Source organism: Achromobacter sp. 1L-A-4-B-C2 (assembly GCF_057291955.1).
On record NZ_JBXAWP010000001.1, the window covers coordinates 431095 to 443764 of the forward strand.

The following is a 12670-nucleotide window of genomic DNA, read 5'->3' on the forward strand; positions in this document are numbered from 1 at the left end:
CCCAGAATGGAACGACTCCGAATTGTCCTGGCCGACGATCACCCGCTGGTGCTCGCAGGCATGCGGGATCTGCTGGAAAAGGATCTTAGCGTTGAAGTCACCGGGCTGCTCGACAACCCGACGGCGCTGGTCGACCACCTGACCCACGACCTTCCCCATGTTGTCATCACCGACTATTCCATGCCGGGCGACGAAACCTATGGCGACGGCATACGCCTGGTCAAGTTCCTGACGCGGCGGTTTCCCAAGACGCAGGTGGTGGTGCTGACCATGGTGTCCAACCCCATGATCATCTCGGCCATGTACGACGCGGGCGTTGCCGCCGTGGTGCTCAAGCGCGACAACCTGGCTGAAATTGTCACCGCGCTACGCACGCTGCAAGCGGGGCGCAAGTACTATCCTCCTGGATTCCAGCGCGATGGCACGGTGGATTCGCGCAGCAAATTCATCGGCGAACGCATCAACAGCCTGTCGCCCAAAGAGTTCGAGGTGCTGCGCCATTTCATCCGTGGGGAATCCATGATGCAGGTGGCCGAAACGCTCAAGCGCAGCGTCAAGACCGTCAGCGGCCAGAAAATATCCGCCATGCGCAAGCTGAACGTGCAGACCGACCAGGAACTGGTTGCGTTCTGCGTGGAAAGCGAAATCTTCCAGTAGGCAAACCCGAGACAACACGCATGACGCAAGACCTGCTTCACACCACGACCGGCCAGGACGTGGACCGCAACACCCTGCTGGCACTGATCGATCACGCGGCGGGCCAGCCGCTGTCATTCGAAGACTGCGATTTTCAACACGCTGATTTTTCCCGCCTGGACTTGCGCGGGGCGCGCTTCACGGGCTGCGCCATCGCCGGTGCGTCGTTTCAGGGCGCCACGCTGGCCGACACCACGTGGCTGCGTTGCCGGGGCGGCCAGGCCAACTTTGCGTCGGCGGACGCCAGCGATGCGGTCTTTCAACATTGCGACCTGAACAACGCCAACTGGCGACGCGCACGCCTGGCCGCCGCCCGCTTCCAGGGTTGCAAACTGACCGGGTCGGACTTCGACGGCATCGCGTGCCTGGGCTGGAGCCTGGAAGAATGCCTGCTGGTTGGCGCGCTGCTGCGGGGCGTGTCGTTTCGCAAATCGAACATCATGCAGCTGGACTTTTCCGACGCGGATCTGGCCGGCAGTGATTTTCGCGACACCGTCTTTCATGGCGGCAGCTTGCGCAACGCCAACCTGAAAAACGTGCGCTTCGAGGGCGCGGACCTGCGCGAAGTGGATCTGAACGGAATCGACCTGACCGCCGCCGCGCGGCTGGCAGGCGCCACCATTTCCAAGACGCAGGCGGCGGCGTTGCTGGCGGAATTGCGCATCAGCGTGATCTGAGGCGCGATCTGAGGCGCGATCTAAGGGGCGATCTACGCCGTGATCCAGCGGGCAAGCTAAACCGGCGGCCCCCCCCGCAACACCCGCCCCCCGCGCAACACCCGCATCACGGCCGGCGGCGCGCAAAGCGCTGTTCCACCACCACGCTGCCCCACTGCCGACCTTCCTGTTCGTGCGTCAGCACAAAGCCCGCCGCTTCGTACAGGTGGCGCGCGGCGTCCAGCCCCTTGAAGGTCCACAAATACGTCTCGCGGTAGTGCGCGTCGGCAAACGCCAGCGCGCGCGCCAACAGCGCCCGCCCCACGCCCATGCCGCGCAGCGCATCGTCCACGATGAACCAACGCAGATGCGCCTGGCCCGCCGCCATGTCGCCGTCGATGACGATGGACGCCAGCGTGCGCCCGCCCGGCTCGGCTTCCGCGTACCGCCACATACCCTTGCCGCGATCGGGCAAGGTTTCGGCAAACGCCGCCAGCTCCGTCGCCACCTTGCGTTCAAAGTAGACGCCAAAGCCCGAGGCCTGCGCGTAGTAGCGCGCGTGCAGGCTGGCGATGTCGCCGATGCAACCCGGGCCGTAGCCGTCGACGATCTGCTCGTCGATGGCAAAGGCGGCCGGCGCCACGTTCGGGTTTTCGCGCGACAACGCATCCGCATACAGCGACATGAAACGAATCAGGGACTGCTGGTCGTCAGGCGTCATCCGGCGCAGCGCGTGCGACACCTGATCGGTGGCGAATTGGTCAATGCGCGCGCGCAGCGCCAGCCCGGCATCCGTCAGTGTCAGCTTCGATGAACGCGCATCGGCGCTATCGACCTCGCGGGCCACCAGCCCGGCGGATTCCAGCTTGGCCAGTTGCCGGCTGGTGTTGGACTTGTCCAGCCGCAGGATGACCGCAAGATCGCGCGCCTGAATACCCGGCTGCAAGCCGATTTCGATGATGGCGTGCACGGCGGACGGGGCCAGCTCGCTGCCCGCCAGCGACGTGCGCATGAAGCCGAGTTCGCGCACCAGCTTGCGGGAAAACTCGCGCAGGTCGCGGATGGTCTGCTCGCGGGATTGAGGGGGAAAGTCGATCAGATCCATGGCGTGCCCACTTAAAAGTTGCGGTTCGCAACCAATATAATTGCGGATCGCAACCAAATCAATGGGGAATTTCAGGGGTGCTTGCGCGGCGGCGGCGCCGTCACCTCGCCGGCCGGCGCGGGCGGCTTGCGATGAAACGGCACCTTCAACAGGAACAGCCGCAACGCCTGCCAATGGATCCGCCACACCACGCCCAGCGTCATGAACGGCATTGCCGCCACCGCTTGCAGCAACGCCGCCGTGGTCAATGGCACGCTCTGGCCCCGAATGGCGGTGTGCAGCAGCGGCTGCGGCTGGGCGGGGTCGTCGTGGTAGTCAATGATGGCAGCGTGCGCGCCATCGCGACGTTCAACCCGAAACCGGTAGATGCCGCTTACTTCGCAGAACGGCGACACGTGAAACGCCTTGTCGCTTTGCAGCACCTGGCCGTCCTGGATGACGCCGCCGTCGGGCGCGCGCAGCACGTACTGGTGGCGCTCGCCAAAGGTGTTGTTGACCTCGGCCACCAGCACCCGCAAATCCCCCCGTGTGTCGTGCACGTGCCAGAAGCTGACGGGGTTGAAGACGTGACCGAACAGGCGCGGAAAACACTGCAACCACACCGCGCCTACGTCAATGTCCGCGCCTGCAATGGTCAGCCGCGATTGCAACCATGCCATCGGATCACCGCCATCGCGCGCGCCATGGTCGGCAAAGTGAAATGCCACCGGGCGCCGACGATTCACGCCGAACAACCACGACGCGCGGCCGTCAACACGCGGCGCCTGATCGATGCGCAGGCGCAGGCAGAACACCGGGTAGGTGAAACGGTGCGCCACCGGTCGCGTGCGTGCGTGCAACACGCGCGCACGCATCAGTTCGATCAGGCCGTCCGCGTTCATGGCGCGGCGCCCCATGGCGGCGTCACGCCAAAGTCCGCCGCCACGCGGATGGCGGACGCCAGCCCGTCTTCGTGAAAGCCGTAGCCCGTCCAGGCGCCGCAGAACCACACGCGCGCACGGCCCTGGATCTCCGGCAGGCGCGCCTGCGCCAGCACTGCGTCGGCGTCCAGAATGGGATGTTCGTAATCGTAGCGACCCAGCACCGTGTCGGGCGCCGGCTCCTGCTGCGGGTTCAGCGTGACGATCACGGGCTGCTTGAACGGCAGCGGCTGCAAATGGTTAAGCAGATAGCTGACCGACATGGGCGCATCCGGCGACGGGCCGGCCAGATAATTCCAGGCCGACCACACCGCCCGGCGGCGCGGCAGCAGCGCGGTGTCGGTGTGCAGCACGGCCAGATTGGGCTGATAGCGCACGCGCGACAGCACATCGCGCTCGGCCTCGGTGGCATCCAGCATCGCCAAGGATGTGGGCGCGTGGCACGCCAGCACCACGGCATCAAAGTCGTCAACGTGGCCCGCCGTGCGCACCTGCACGCCGCCTCCCACGCGCTTGACGGTGTGCACCGGGCTGGCCACGCGCACCTGCTTGATGCGTGGCAGCATCGCTTGCACGTACCGCTGCGCGCCACCGTCAACCGTTTTCCATTGCGGCCGCCCCGCCACCTGCAACAAGCGGTGGTTCAGGCAGAACGACAGGAACGTGCGGGCCGGCTGCGCCAGCACCATGCTGGGCGGCGTGGACCAGATGGCGCCCGCCATGGGCAGCAGATACCAGTCGCGCATCGCCAGGCCGTAGCCCTCGGCATCCAGCAGGTCGCCCAAGAGCGCATGCGGCCCGCTGCGCGCCAGGTAAGCGGCGGCGTGGCGGTTGAAACGCAGAATGTCTCGCAGCATGCCCAGAAAGGCCGGACGCAGCAGGTTGCGGCGCTGTGCGAAGACGGTGTTGAGATTGGTGCCGGCCCATTCCAGGTCGGGCTGCGACAGCGACACACTGAACGTCATGTCGCTGGCATGCACCGGAATCGACAGATGCTTGAACAAACGGATCAGGTGCGGGTATGTCAGGTCGTTGTGCACCAGGAACCCGGTGTCCACCGGATGGGTGATGTCGCCCACCCGGGCGTTGACGGTATTGGTGTGGCCGCCGACGCGTTCCTGCGCTTCGAACAAGGTCACCGAGAATTTCTCGGACAGCAACCATGCCGCGCTCAGGCCCGCCACGCCGCCGCCGATGACGGCGATGCGGCTGCCCGGGGCAAGCGGAGCAATGGTGCGCGGCGCCGGCTGGGCATCCGCGGCCGTCGACGTAAGGGTCACCATGGCGCCGCCTTGTTGGGATCCGTTGAGGCCCGATTAAACCATCAAGACGACCGATTGGGATGATGTCCGCAAAGGAAAAAACCGGCCCCCTGGCCAGGCCCACGCCAGGCCCAGGCTACGGCCTTTGGAATTGTGCGCGCGCGGCCTGGACGGCGGCGTGGCATACGCAGCCGCTCATGTGGTCGTTGACCATGCCCACGGCTTGCATGAAGGCGTACATCGTGGTCGGCCCCACGAACGTCCAGCCACGCTTTTTCAGGGCCTTCGATAGCGAGACCGATGCGGCCGAGGTCGGGTTGCCGTTCCAGTACGCCAGGTCCACCGTCTTCGGCCGCTCGGTGGCTGCCGGCTCATGCCGCCACAGCCAGGCCGCCAGGGACCCGGTTTCAAGCGCCAGGTCCACGGCGCGACGGGCGTTGTTGATGGTGGATACGATCTTGGCGCGGTTGCGCACGATGCCCGGGTTGGCCATCAGCCGGTCTACGTCCTGGTCGGTGTAGCGCGCCACGCGTTCGAAGTCGAAATCGTCGAACGCCTCGCGAAAGGCCTCGCGCTTGCGCAAGATGGTGATCCAGGCCATGCCCGCTTGAAAGCCTTCCAGGCAGATCTTTTCGTACAGCCGGCGGTCGCTGCCCACGGGGCGGCCCCATTCGTGGTCGTGGTAGTCAGGCATGGACGGCTGCCAGAAACAGCGCGGTGCGCCATGGGCGTCCACAATCAGGCCGGCGGCATCTTGCTCGGCGGCGCTACGCTGGGCGGCATCCCGTTGGGCGGCATCCCGTTGGGCGGCATCCCGCTGGGCGGCACTCCGTTGGGCGGCGGTAGCCGTCATTGTGCGCCGGGCACCGGGCAACTGGTGTCGCCTTCCTTGCACTTGAGGTAGGCGCGCAGTTCTTTGGTGCGTGCCTGCGTCAGCTTGTCCAGGCACTGGCTCAAGACCATGGGGTAGATGCTGCCGCCGGTGGCGCCACCCGACGAGAACGCGCATTCCGCATCGCGAAAAAACAGCCATGCCTTTTGCGCGGCCTGCAATTGGGTCGTCTTGGTGCTGTCGTCTTTCAGGCGGTCGATGACGCTGCGGTAGGCCGCGTTCAGATCTTTGTCGGACTGGCGATAGGCCTGGTCGGCACACAAGTTCATGTCGGTCTGCGTGGAGCCTTTGCCGCATTTGAGCGGCATGGGTTGCGGCTGCGGCTGCGCGTGGGCGCTGGCGGCCAGCAGCAGCGCGGCGGCCGTGGCGATCGCGATACGCATGGGCGTTCTCCTGTTTGTCTGTGGCGAGTCAATGGGAAAGTGTCGCATGGATGGGCCCTTGCGCGCATGTCAGCCCCCGGCCAGGTGGCCTAAGATATTGCTCATGAAAATTCAATTGCTCTCCGACCTGCACCTGGAAACCGACCCGACTTTCGTGGCAAGTCCCATACCCGGGGCCGACCTGCTGGTTCTGGCCGGCGACATCGGTTCGTACCGCCAGGGGTCCAAGCTGGCCAGCAACGATTTCGGCCTGGGCAACTACGCCCCGCGCAACGGCTGGCCCACGCCCGTAGTGTTCGTGCCCGGCAACCATGAATACGACAACCTGGATTTCGACGAGGCCCATGAACGGCTGCGCGAGCTCTGCCACGCGCTGGACATACAGTGGCTGGAACGCGAAACCTGTGTGATTGACGGCGTGCGCCTGGTGGGCACCACGTTATGGACGGACTTTGACGCGCTGGCCGCCGACACCGACACGCTGGGCGTGGCCCTGGCCAAGCGCGCCAAGGCATTTCGCGCCGCCGACTTCTATCTGGAAAAGGCGCAAATGCGCCGCAACGGCGCCCCCTTCATGGCCGAGCAAATGCGTGAACAGGGCCTGGCCTGCCAGCAGTGGCTGACCGACGCGCTGCGCACGCCGTTCGACGGCCCCACCCTGGCCATCACGCACTTCGCCCCCACGCTGGCCAGCGCCGACCCGCGCTATGGCGTCACGCCCGGCACCGCCGGGTTCTGCAACGCGCTGGACGCGCTGCTGCCCCTGGCCGATTGCTGGATGCACGGCCACCTGCACTGCGCGCACGACTACATCAAAGACGGCTGCCGCGTCGTGGCCAACCCGCTGGGCTACGCCAAGAAAGGCGAACAAGCCGACTTCCAGCCCGATCGCCTGTGGGAAGTGCCCACTAGAGCTTGAGGCTGGCGCTAAGGCCGTACGCGCGAGGGAAGTAGCGGCATCGTTAGCGACAAGAATGCCGTCTCTCAGACTACAACACGGCGCCATAAAGCTATATAGCTTTATGGCTATAATCCCGACACGCCAGCGGAGCGCGAATGTTCAGCATAAATTGGTGCAAGAAGGCGGTAAGGCAGTTGGCGAAGGTCGAGGGTCCCGATCGTAGACGCATTGCCAATGCCGTGACTACGCTGGCCGATCTTCCCAACGTCCCAAACGTTATGGCCCTGACAAACCACCAGTATGGTTACCGTCTTCGGGTCGGCAACTACCGGGTCCTGTTCGATGCAGATGTCGTCATTCGCATCATCGACATTCAGGAAGTTAAAAAGCGCGACGACAATACGTACTAAATGGAGTCGGCCATGAAGCTGCATCCCACTATCCTGAAGGCTAACGGCAAACCGGCCTTTGTCGTCCTGCCCTATTCCGAATACCTTGAACTCACGCAAGCGCAGTCCGCGCCAGCCCGACGAGATGTGCGCATTCCCGGCGACGGGACGACTCCACACGAGGTCATCTTGCTGATGACTCGAAATGACTGGAGCATCATTCGTGCATGGCGCGAATACCTGGGAGTCACCCAAAATGAAATGGCTTCCCGCTTGAGCATCCGTCAACCCAGCTACGCAGCAATGGAAGCCACTGCCGCGCGCCCGCGCAAGGCCACGCGCGAGCGCATCGCGGCTGCGTTAGGCCTGCAATGGGATCAGGTGGATGCCTGAGCCGGCTGGCAGCCTGTGAACCCGTAAGTCGGCGCAACGTGGGGGCAGTTCGTCCCCCATCAGCCGTCGCCCCCTATGGCTCCAGCCCTGCCACAGGCAACGCGAACAACACCACGGCCGGGTTCGCCAATACGAAGCCCGTGCCCGCCACGATCGCAACGGGTGACAGCAGCCGCATTGCGTCGGCGCTGGCTTGCGAATCCTGCACGGTCACGCGATAGGTCTGGTCCAGTGCAGTGGAAGTGGCCGCGCCGGCCTGCGCCACGCCAGGGGTGCCCGGCCGCGCCACGTAGCGCTTGCCCTTCTGGTGATGCGTGAAATAGACCAGCCCGTCTTTGGTGGTGCCAAAGTGCATGGCCAGCGCCTGCTCGCGGTCACGCGGGGTGGCGGCGGCCGTCACAATCAAGGCGCCGGGTTCGGGTAGCGCACGTGGATGGCGTCGATCGCCTTCAACAGTTCCGGCGACAGCGTCACATCCGCGCTGTCGATGTTTTCCTTGAGCTGTTCAAGCGAGGTCGCGCCGATCAGGTTGCTGGTGACGAACGGGCGCTGGTTCACCCAGGCCAGGGCCAGGTGCGTGGGCGACACGCCGTGCTCGCGCGCCAACGCCACGTATTCGGCGGTGGCCGCTTCGGCCTGCGGATTGCTGTAGCGCGTGAAACGCGTGTAGCGCGTCAGGCGCGCGCCTTCGGGCCGGGCGCCATTCAGGTACTTCCCGCAAAGCATGCCCATCGCCAAGGGCGAGTACGCCAGCAGGCCCACGCCTTCGTGGTGCGTGAATTCCGACAGGCCGATTTCAAACACGCGGTTCAAGAGGCTGTACGCGTTCTGGATCGACACGACACGCGGCAGGTTCTGCGTGTCCGCATGACGCAGGAACTGCGACAGGCCCCAGGGCGTTTCATTGGACACGCCCACGTGGCGCACCTTGCCGGCGCGCACGAAGTCCTGAAGCACGGACAGGGTTTCCTCGATCGGCACGGTGTGCTCGTCCTGAACCCACGGGTAGTTCAGCTGGCCGAAGGTGGCCGTCGTGCGGTCGGGCCAATGCAGCTGGTACAGATCCAGGTAGTCCGTCTGCAAGCGCTTCAGGCTGGCGTCCAGCGCTTCGGTCAAGTTCTTGCGGTCCAGAAAGGTCTTGCCGTCGCGGATGTGACCGGGGCGCTTGGGGTCACGCACCGGGCCCGCCACCTTGCTGGCCAGCACGATGTCCTGCCGGCGCTTGGTGCGCGCCAGCCAGGTGCCGATATAGGTTTCGGTCAGGCCTTGCGTTTCGGGCTTGGGCGGCACCGGGTACATTTCGGCCACGTCCACCAGGTTCACGCCGCGCGACAGCGCGTAGTCCAGTTGTTGATGGGCGTCGGCCTCGGAATTTTGTTCGCCCCAGGTCATGGTGCCCAATCCAATCAGGCTGACATCCAGGTCGGTACGGCCGAGTTTGCGGGTTTTCAAGTTCTGCTCCGTGCGGGTCTTGATAGGGGAAAGTCGACACCTTACCCCAAGATGTTGGCGTTTCGCTGACAGGCACCCGGGCATGTCAGATCTTGCCGCGGCCAGGCAATCCGCATACGCTGGCGACTGTCCGACGGGGAGCGCCATGCTGCGGAATTTCAACGAGTCCTATCTCTTCTTCATCGGCGTCATCGTATTCCTGGGCGTGATCGAACTTTGCTTCCGGCTGGGCCGCAAGCAACGCAAGCCGGCGGACGAGGCGCACAAGACGCACATCAGCGCACTGCAAACCGCCCTGCTGGGCTTGCTGGCCCTGCTGCTGGGCTTTACGTTCGCGATGTCGGTGACGCGCTTCGAGGCGCGCAAGAACCTGGTGCTGGAAGAGGCCAACGCCATCGGCAACGCGTACTGGCGGTCTCAGTTGATCGCGCCGGCCGCGCGCGAAAAGGTCCCACCGCTGCTGTTGGAATACATACGCGCCGCGCTGGAACTGCACGATGCCGAGAACGACGCGCAGCGCTTTGACGCCGCCAACGTCACCACCCGCCGGATCGAACGCGAGATCCGCGCCATCACCGCCGCCAGCGCCGACAACCCGCCCGCCATCGCCACCATCATGTTCATCCAGGCCATCAACGAGATGGCCCAGGTGAACGAAAAGCGCCGCGTCGCCCTGGAAAACCACGTGCCCGAACCGGTGTTCTACCTGCTGTTCATCGTCAGCATCGGCGCCGTCGGTTTCATTGCCTACGGCACCGGCCTGCACAACCGCAGGCGGCTGGTATCCACTGGCCTGTTCGCCGCGCTGATCTCACTGGTGCTGACCTTCATCGTCGACATCGACCAACCCGGCACCGGCGTGATCCAGGTCAGCCAGGAAAGCATGGAACGCATGCAGAAGACGCTGGAAAGCGAGTTGTAGCGCACAGGCTCACCGGGGTTCCCCCAAGTCAACCGCCCGCCAGCACCCGTTTCAGGAACGGCGCCGTGGCGCCCTTGCCTGCCCGGCTGACCTGCGCCGGGGCGCCTTCGGCCACGATGCGGCCGCCTTCGTCGCCCGCGCCGGGGCCCACGTCGATCATCCAGTCGCTGTTGGCGACCACGCGCAGGTCGTGTTCCACCACCACGACCGTGTTGCCGGCATCCACCAGGCCGTGCAGTTGCGCCATCAGCTTGTCCACATCGGCCGCGTGCAGGCCGGTGGTGGGTTCGTCCAGCACGTAGAGCGTGTTGCCGCGCTGGCTGCGTTGCAGTTCGGTGGCCAGCTTGATGCGTTGCGCTTCGCCGCCGGACAGCTCGGTGGCGGGTTGCCCCAGGCGCAGATAGCCCAGGCCGATCTCGTGCAGCAGGGACAGCGGACGTTGGACCGCGGGTTCGTCCTTGAAGAACGCCAGCGCTTCGTCCACCGTCATCGCCAACACCTGGGCGATGTTGCGGCCGTTCCATTCGATTTCCAGCGTCTTGGCGTTGTAGCGGCTGCCGTGGCAGACGGGACATGGCGCGTACACGCTGGGCATGAACAGCAGTTCAACGTGCACGAAGCCTTCGCCTTCGCAGGTGTCGCAGCGGCCTTGCGCCACGTTGAACGAAAATCGGCCTGCCCCATAACGCCGCGACTTGGCGGCGCGGGTGTCGGCAAACAGCTTGCGCACGTGGTCGAACAGCCCGGTGTAGGTCGCCAGGTTGGATCGGGGCGTGCGGCCGATGGGCTTCTGGTCCACGTTGACCAGCCGCTTGATGGCGTCGGCCCCTGCGTCGATGCGGCCGGTCGTGCGCGGCGGGCCATCGGCCCGCGGCAGATCGCCATCGGGTTCTTCAGCGACCGGTTCCTGGCCCAGGTGCTCGCCAATCAATTCGACCAGCGCCTGGCTGACCAGGCTGGACTTGCCCGAGCCCGACACCCCCGTCACCGCCGTGAACGCGCCCAGCGGAAAACGCGCGTCGATGCCGTGCAGGTTGTTGCGATGGATGCCGCGCAAGGACAGCCAGCCGGCGGGCTCGCGCACGGCGACCCTGGCGGCCGGCGCGGCGTTGAACAGGTGGCGCGCCGTCAACGAATCAGGCACCTTCTTCAAGCCTGCCGGCGGGCCGCTGTACAGCACCTGCCCGCCATGCTGGCCCGCGCCCGGGCCTACGTCCACCAGCCAGTCGGCGCGGCGCAGGGTGTCCAGGTCATGCTCGACCACGAATAGGGTATTGCCCGCGTCTTTGAGTTGGTCCAGCGCGCGATGCAGCGCCTGGCCGTCGGCGGGATGCAGGCCGGCCGACGGTTCGTCCAGCACGTACACCACGCCGAACAGATTGGAGCGGATCTGCGTGGCCAGGCGCAGCCGTTGCAGCTCGCCCGGCGACAGCGTGGGCGTGGCGCGGTCCATCGCCAGGTAGCCCAGGCCCAGCGCCTGCAAGGTGCCGATGCGCTCGACCAGGTCATGCGCGATGCGCTGCGCGGCGATGCGCTTTTCCGGAGACAGGTCTGGCGTGCGGCGTACATCGGTGCTGCCCGCGTGCGCCAGGCCCCCGGCCGCGACGCGGCGCGCGTTGTCCTTGCGGGTGGTGGCGCGGCTGCGCGCACCGGCGGTGGCGGGCGCGTCGAACTGGCCGCGTGCGGCGGGCGTAAGCACCTCGGCGATGCGCGCCAGCGGCAGGCGCGACAAGCTGCCGATATCCATGCCCGCAAACGTCACGGACAGCGCCTCGGGCTTCAGGCGGCGGCCATCGCAGGCCGGGCACGCCGCGCCCGTCATGAAGCGGGCCACGCGTTTTTTCATCATCGCGCTTTGCGTGGTGGCGAACGTGTGCATCACGTAGCGGCGCGCGCCGGTGTAGGTGCCCATGTAGCTGGGCTCCTGCTTGGCGCGCAAGGCGGCGCGGGTCTCGGCCGGCGTGAAGCCCGCGTAGACCGGCACCGTGGGTTGCTCATCGGTGTACAGGATCCAGTCGCGGTCTTTCTTTTTCAGCTCGCGCCACGGGATGTCGACGTCGTAGCCCAGCGTGACCAGGATGTCGCGCAGGTTCTGGCCGTGCCAGGCCGGGGGCCAGGATGCAATGGCGCGCTCTCGGATGGTCAACGACGGGTCGGGCACCATGGACGCTTCGGTCACGTCGTACACGTAGCCCAGGCCATGGCAATTGGGGCAGGCACCCTGCGGCGTGTTCGGCGAGAAGTCCTCGGCGTACAGCATGGGCTGGTTTGCCGGGTAGGTGCCGGCGCGCGAATACAGCATGCGCAACATGCTGGACAGCGTTGTCACGCTGCCCACCGTGGAACGCACATTGGGCGTGCCGCGCTGCTGTTGCAGTGCCACCGCCGGCGGCAGCCCCTCGATGGCGTCCACGTCCGGCACGCCCACCTGGTCGATCAGGCGGCGCGCATAGGGCGACAAGGATTCCAGATAACGCCGCTGCGCTTCGGCGTACAGCGTGCCGAAGGCCAGCGACGATTTGCCCGATCCGGACACCCCGGAAAACACGACCAGCGCGTCTCTCGGGATATCCACATCGACGTTCTTCAGATTGTGTTCACGCGCGCCGCGAACGCGGATGCAGGCGTCGGCGCGGGGTTTGGCGGGTGTCTTTCGTGGGCTCATGCAGCCATAGTAAAGGACACCTTGCGCGCCGATC

At 65.6% G+C, this 12670-nt stretch carries 14 protein-coding genes; 6 read left to right on the forward strand and 8 right to left on the reverse strand.

Annotated elements, in window-relative coordinates; translation table 11 throughout:
- Positions 1-6 precede the first annotated feature (6 nt).
- Positions 7-657, forward strand: a complete 651-nt coding sequence (locus AC0Z35_RS02050) for a response regulator (RefSeq protein WP_046807966.1) — start codon at positions 7-9, stop codon at positions 655-657.
- A 20-nt stretch (positions 658-677) separates the two neighbouring features.
- The gene (locus tag AC0Z35_RS02055; RefSeq protein ID WP_046807965.1) at positions 678-1373 is read left to right on the forward strand and encodes a pentapeptide repeat-containing protein; all 696 of its coding nucleotides are present in this window, start codon (positions 678-680) and stop codon (positions 1371-1373) included.
- Positions 1374-1479: 106 nt separating this feature from the next.
- On the opposite strand, the gene AC0Z35_RS02060 is transcribed toward AC0Z35_RS02055, so the two are convergent.
- The 5 genes from AC0Z35_RS02060 to AC0Z35_RS02080 all read right to left on the reverse strand — a co-directional run bounded on the left by AC0Z35_RS02060 (position 1480) and on the right by AC0Z35_RS02080 (position 5914).
- The gene (locus tag AC0Z35_RS02060; RefSeq protein ID WP_485131496.1) at positions 1480-2457 is read right to left on the reverse strand and encodes a GNAT family N-acetyltransferase; all 978 of its coding nucleotides are present in this window, start codon (positions 2455-2457) and stop codon (positions 1480-1482) included.
- Between the two features lie 71 nt (positions 2458-2528).
- Positions 2529-3338 (reverse strand): DUF1365 domain-containing protein, encoded by an 810-nt coding sequence (locus tag AC0Z35_RS02065; RefSeq protein WP_485131495.1) that lies wholly within the window; start codon positions 3336-3338, stop codon positions 2529-2531.
- A complete protein-coding gene (locus tag AC0Z35_RS02070) occupies positions 3335-4660 on the reverse strand; it encodes an NAD(P)/FAD-dependent oxidoreductase (protein ID WP_485131494.1) in 1326 nt (441 codons plus the stop codon). The genes AC0Z35_RS02065 and AC0Z35_RS02070 overlap by 4 nt, the downstream gene beginning before the upstream one ends.
- A 115-nt stretch (positions 4661-4775) precedes the next feature.
- The gene (locus AC0Z35_RS02075; RefSeq protein WP_485131656.1) at positions 4776-5333 is read right to left on the reverse strand and encodes a DNA-3-methyladenine glycosylase I; all 558 of its coding nucleotides are present in this window, start codon (positions 5331-5333) and stop codon (positions 4776-4778) included.
- A gap of 155 nt (positions 5334-5488) precedes the next feature.
- On the reverse strand, positions 5489-5914 hold the full coding sequence (locus tag AC0Z35_RS02080; RefSeq protein WP_046807107.1) for a lysozyme inhibitor LprI family protein: 426 nt from the start codon (positions 5912-5914) through the stop codon (positions 5489-5491).
- A gap of 103 nt (positions 5915-6017) precedes the next feature.
- Here AC0Z35_RS02080 and AC0Z35_RS02085 point away from each other — a divergent pair, with 103 nt between their 5' ends.
- The 3 genes from AC0Z35_RS02085 (at position 6018) to AC0Z35_RS02095 (ending at position 7597) form a co-directional block, all read left to right on the forward strand.
- The gene (locus tag AC0Z35_RS02085) at positions 6018-6833 is read left to right on the forward strand and encodes a metallophosphoesterase (protein ID WP_485131493.1); all 816 of its coding nucleotides are present in this window, start codon (positions 6018-6020) and stop codon (positions 6831-6833) included.
- Between the two features lie 137 nt (positions 6834-6970).
- Complete coding sequence (locus tag AC0Z35_RS02090) at positions 6971-7225, forward strand: type II toxin-antitoxin system RelE family toxin (protein WP_485131492.1); 255 nt, start codon at positions 6971-6973, stop codon at positions 7223-7225.
- 12 nt (positions 7226-7237) lie between these two features.
- Entirely contained in the window at positions 7238-7597 is a 360-nt protein-coding gene (locus AC0Z35_RS02095; RefSeq protein ID WP_104142211.1) for a helix-turn-helix domain-containing protein, read from the forward strand.
- Between the two features lie 73 nt (positions 7598-7670).
- Here the strand turns inward: AC0Z35_RS02095 and AC0Z35_RS02100 are convergent, their stop codons facing one another.
- Complete coding sequence (locus tag AC0Z35_RS02100; RefSeq protein WP_485131491.1) at positions 7671-7997, reverse strand: hypothetical protein; 327 nt, start codon at positions 7995-7997, stop codon at positions 7671-7673.
- Between the two features lie 2 nt (positions 7998-7999).
- Positions 8000-9049 (reverse strand): NADP(H)-dependent aldo-keto reductase, encoded by a 1050-nt coding sequence (locus tag AC0Z35_RS02105; RefSeq protein ID WP_120156835.1) that lies wholly within the window; start codon positions 9047-9049, stop codon positions 8000-8002.
- Between the two features lie 145 nt (positions 9050-9194).
- Here AC0Z35_RS02105 and AC0Z35_RS02110 point away from each other — a divergent pair, with 145 nt between their 5' ends.
- Complete coding sequence (locus tag AC0Z35_RS02110) at positions 9195-9971, forward strand: bestrophin-like domain (RefSeq protein ID WP_104142208.1); 777 nt, start codon at positions 9195-9197, stop codon at positions 9969-9971.
- Between the two features lie 28 nt (positions 9972-9999).
- Here AC0Z35_RS02110 and AC0Z35_RS02115 read toward each other — a convergent pair whose 3' ends face one another.
- Positions 10000-12636: an excinuclease ABC subunit UvrA gene (locus AC0Z35_RS02115; RefSeq protein WP_485131490.1), complete on the reverse strand. Its 2637-nt coding sequence runs from the start codon at positions 12634-12636 to the stop codon at positions 10000-10002.
- Between the last annotated feature and the right edge of the window lie 34 nt (positions 12637-12670).

Bases quoted from the DNA above. Each gene is read 5' to 3' on its own strand.
- AC0Z35_RS02055 (WP_046807965.1), top strand. From the start codon at position 678: ATGACGCAAGACCTGCTTCACACCACGACCGGCCAGGACGTGGACCGC.
- AC0Z35_RS02090 (WP_485131492.1), top strand. From the start codon at position 6,971: ATGTTCAGCATAAATTGGTGCAAGAAGGCGGTAAGGCAGTTGGCGAAG.
- AC0Z35_RS02115 (WP_485131490.1), bottom strand. From the start codon at position 12,636: ATGAGCCCACGAAAGACACCCGCCAAACCCCGCGCCGACGCCTGCATC.
- AC0Z35_RS02050 (WP_046807966.1), top strand. From the start codon at position 7: ATGGAACGACTCCGAATTGTCCTGGCCGACGATCACCCGCTGGTGCTC.
- AC0Z35_RS02060 (WP_485131496.1), bottom strand. From the start codon at position 2,457: ATGGATCTGATCGACTTTCCCCCTCAATCCCGCGAGCAGACCATCCGC.
- AC0Z35_RS02095 (WP_104142211.1), top strand. From the start codon at position 7,238: ATGAAGCTGCATCCCACTATCCTGAAGGCTAACGGCAAACCGGCCTTT.
- AC0Z35_RS02075 (WP_485131656.1), bottom strand. From the start codon at position 5,333: ATGCCTGACTACCACGACCACGAATGGGGCCGCCCCGTGGGCAGCGAC.
- AC0Z35_RS02065 (WP_485131495.1), bottom strand. From the start codon at position 3,338: ATGAACGCGGACGGCCTGATCGAACTGATGCGTGCGCGCGTGTTGCAC.
- AC0Z35_RS02085 (WP_485131493.1), top strand. From the start codon at position 6,018: ATGAAAATTCAATTGCTCTCCGACCTGCACCTGGAAACCGACCCGACT.
- AC0Z35_RS02080 (WP_046807107.1), bottom strand. From the start codon at position 5,914: ATGCGTATCGCGATCGCCACGGCCGCCGCGCTGCTGCTGGCCGCCAGC.
- AC0Z35_RS02110 (WP_104142208.1), top strand. From the start codon at position 9,195: ATGCTGCGGAATTTCAACGAGTCCTATCTCTTCTTCATCGGCGTCATC.
- AC0Z35_RS02070 (WP_485131494.1), bottom strand. From the start codon at position 4,660: ATGGTGACCCTTACGTCGACGGCCGCGGATGCCCAGCCGGCGCCGCGC.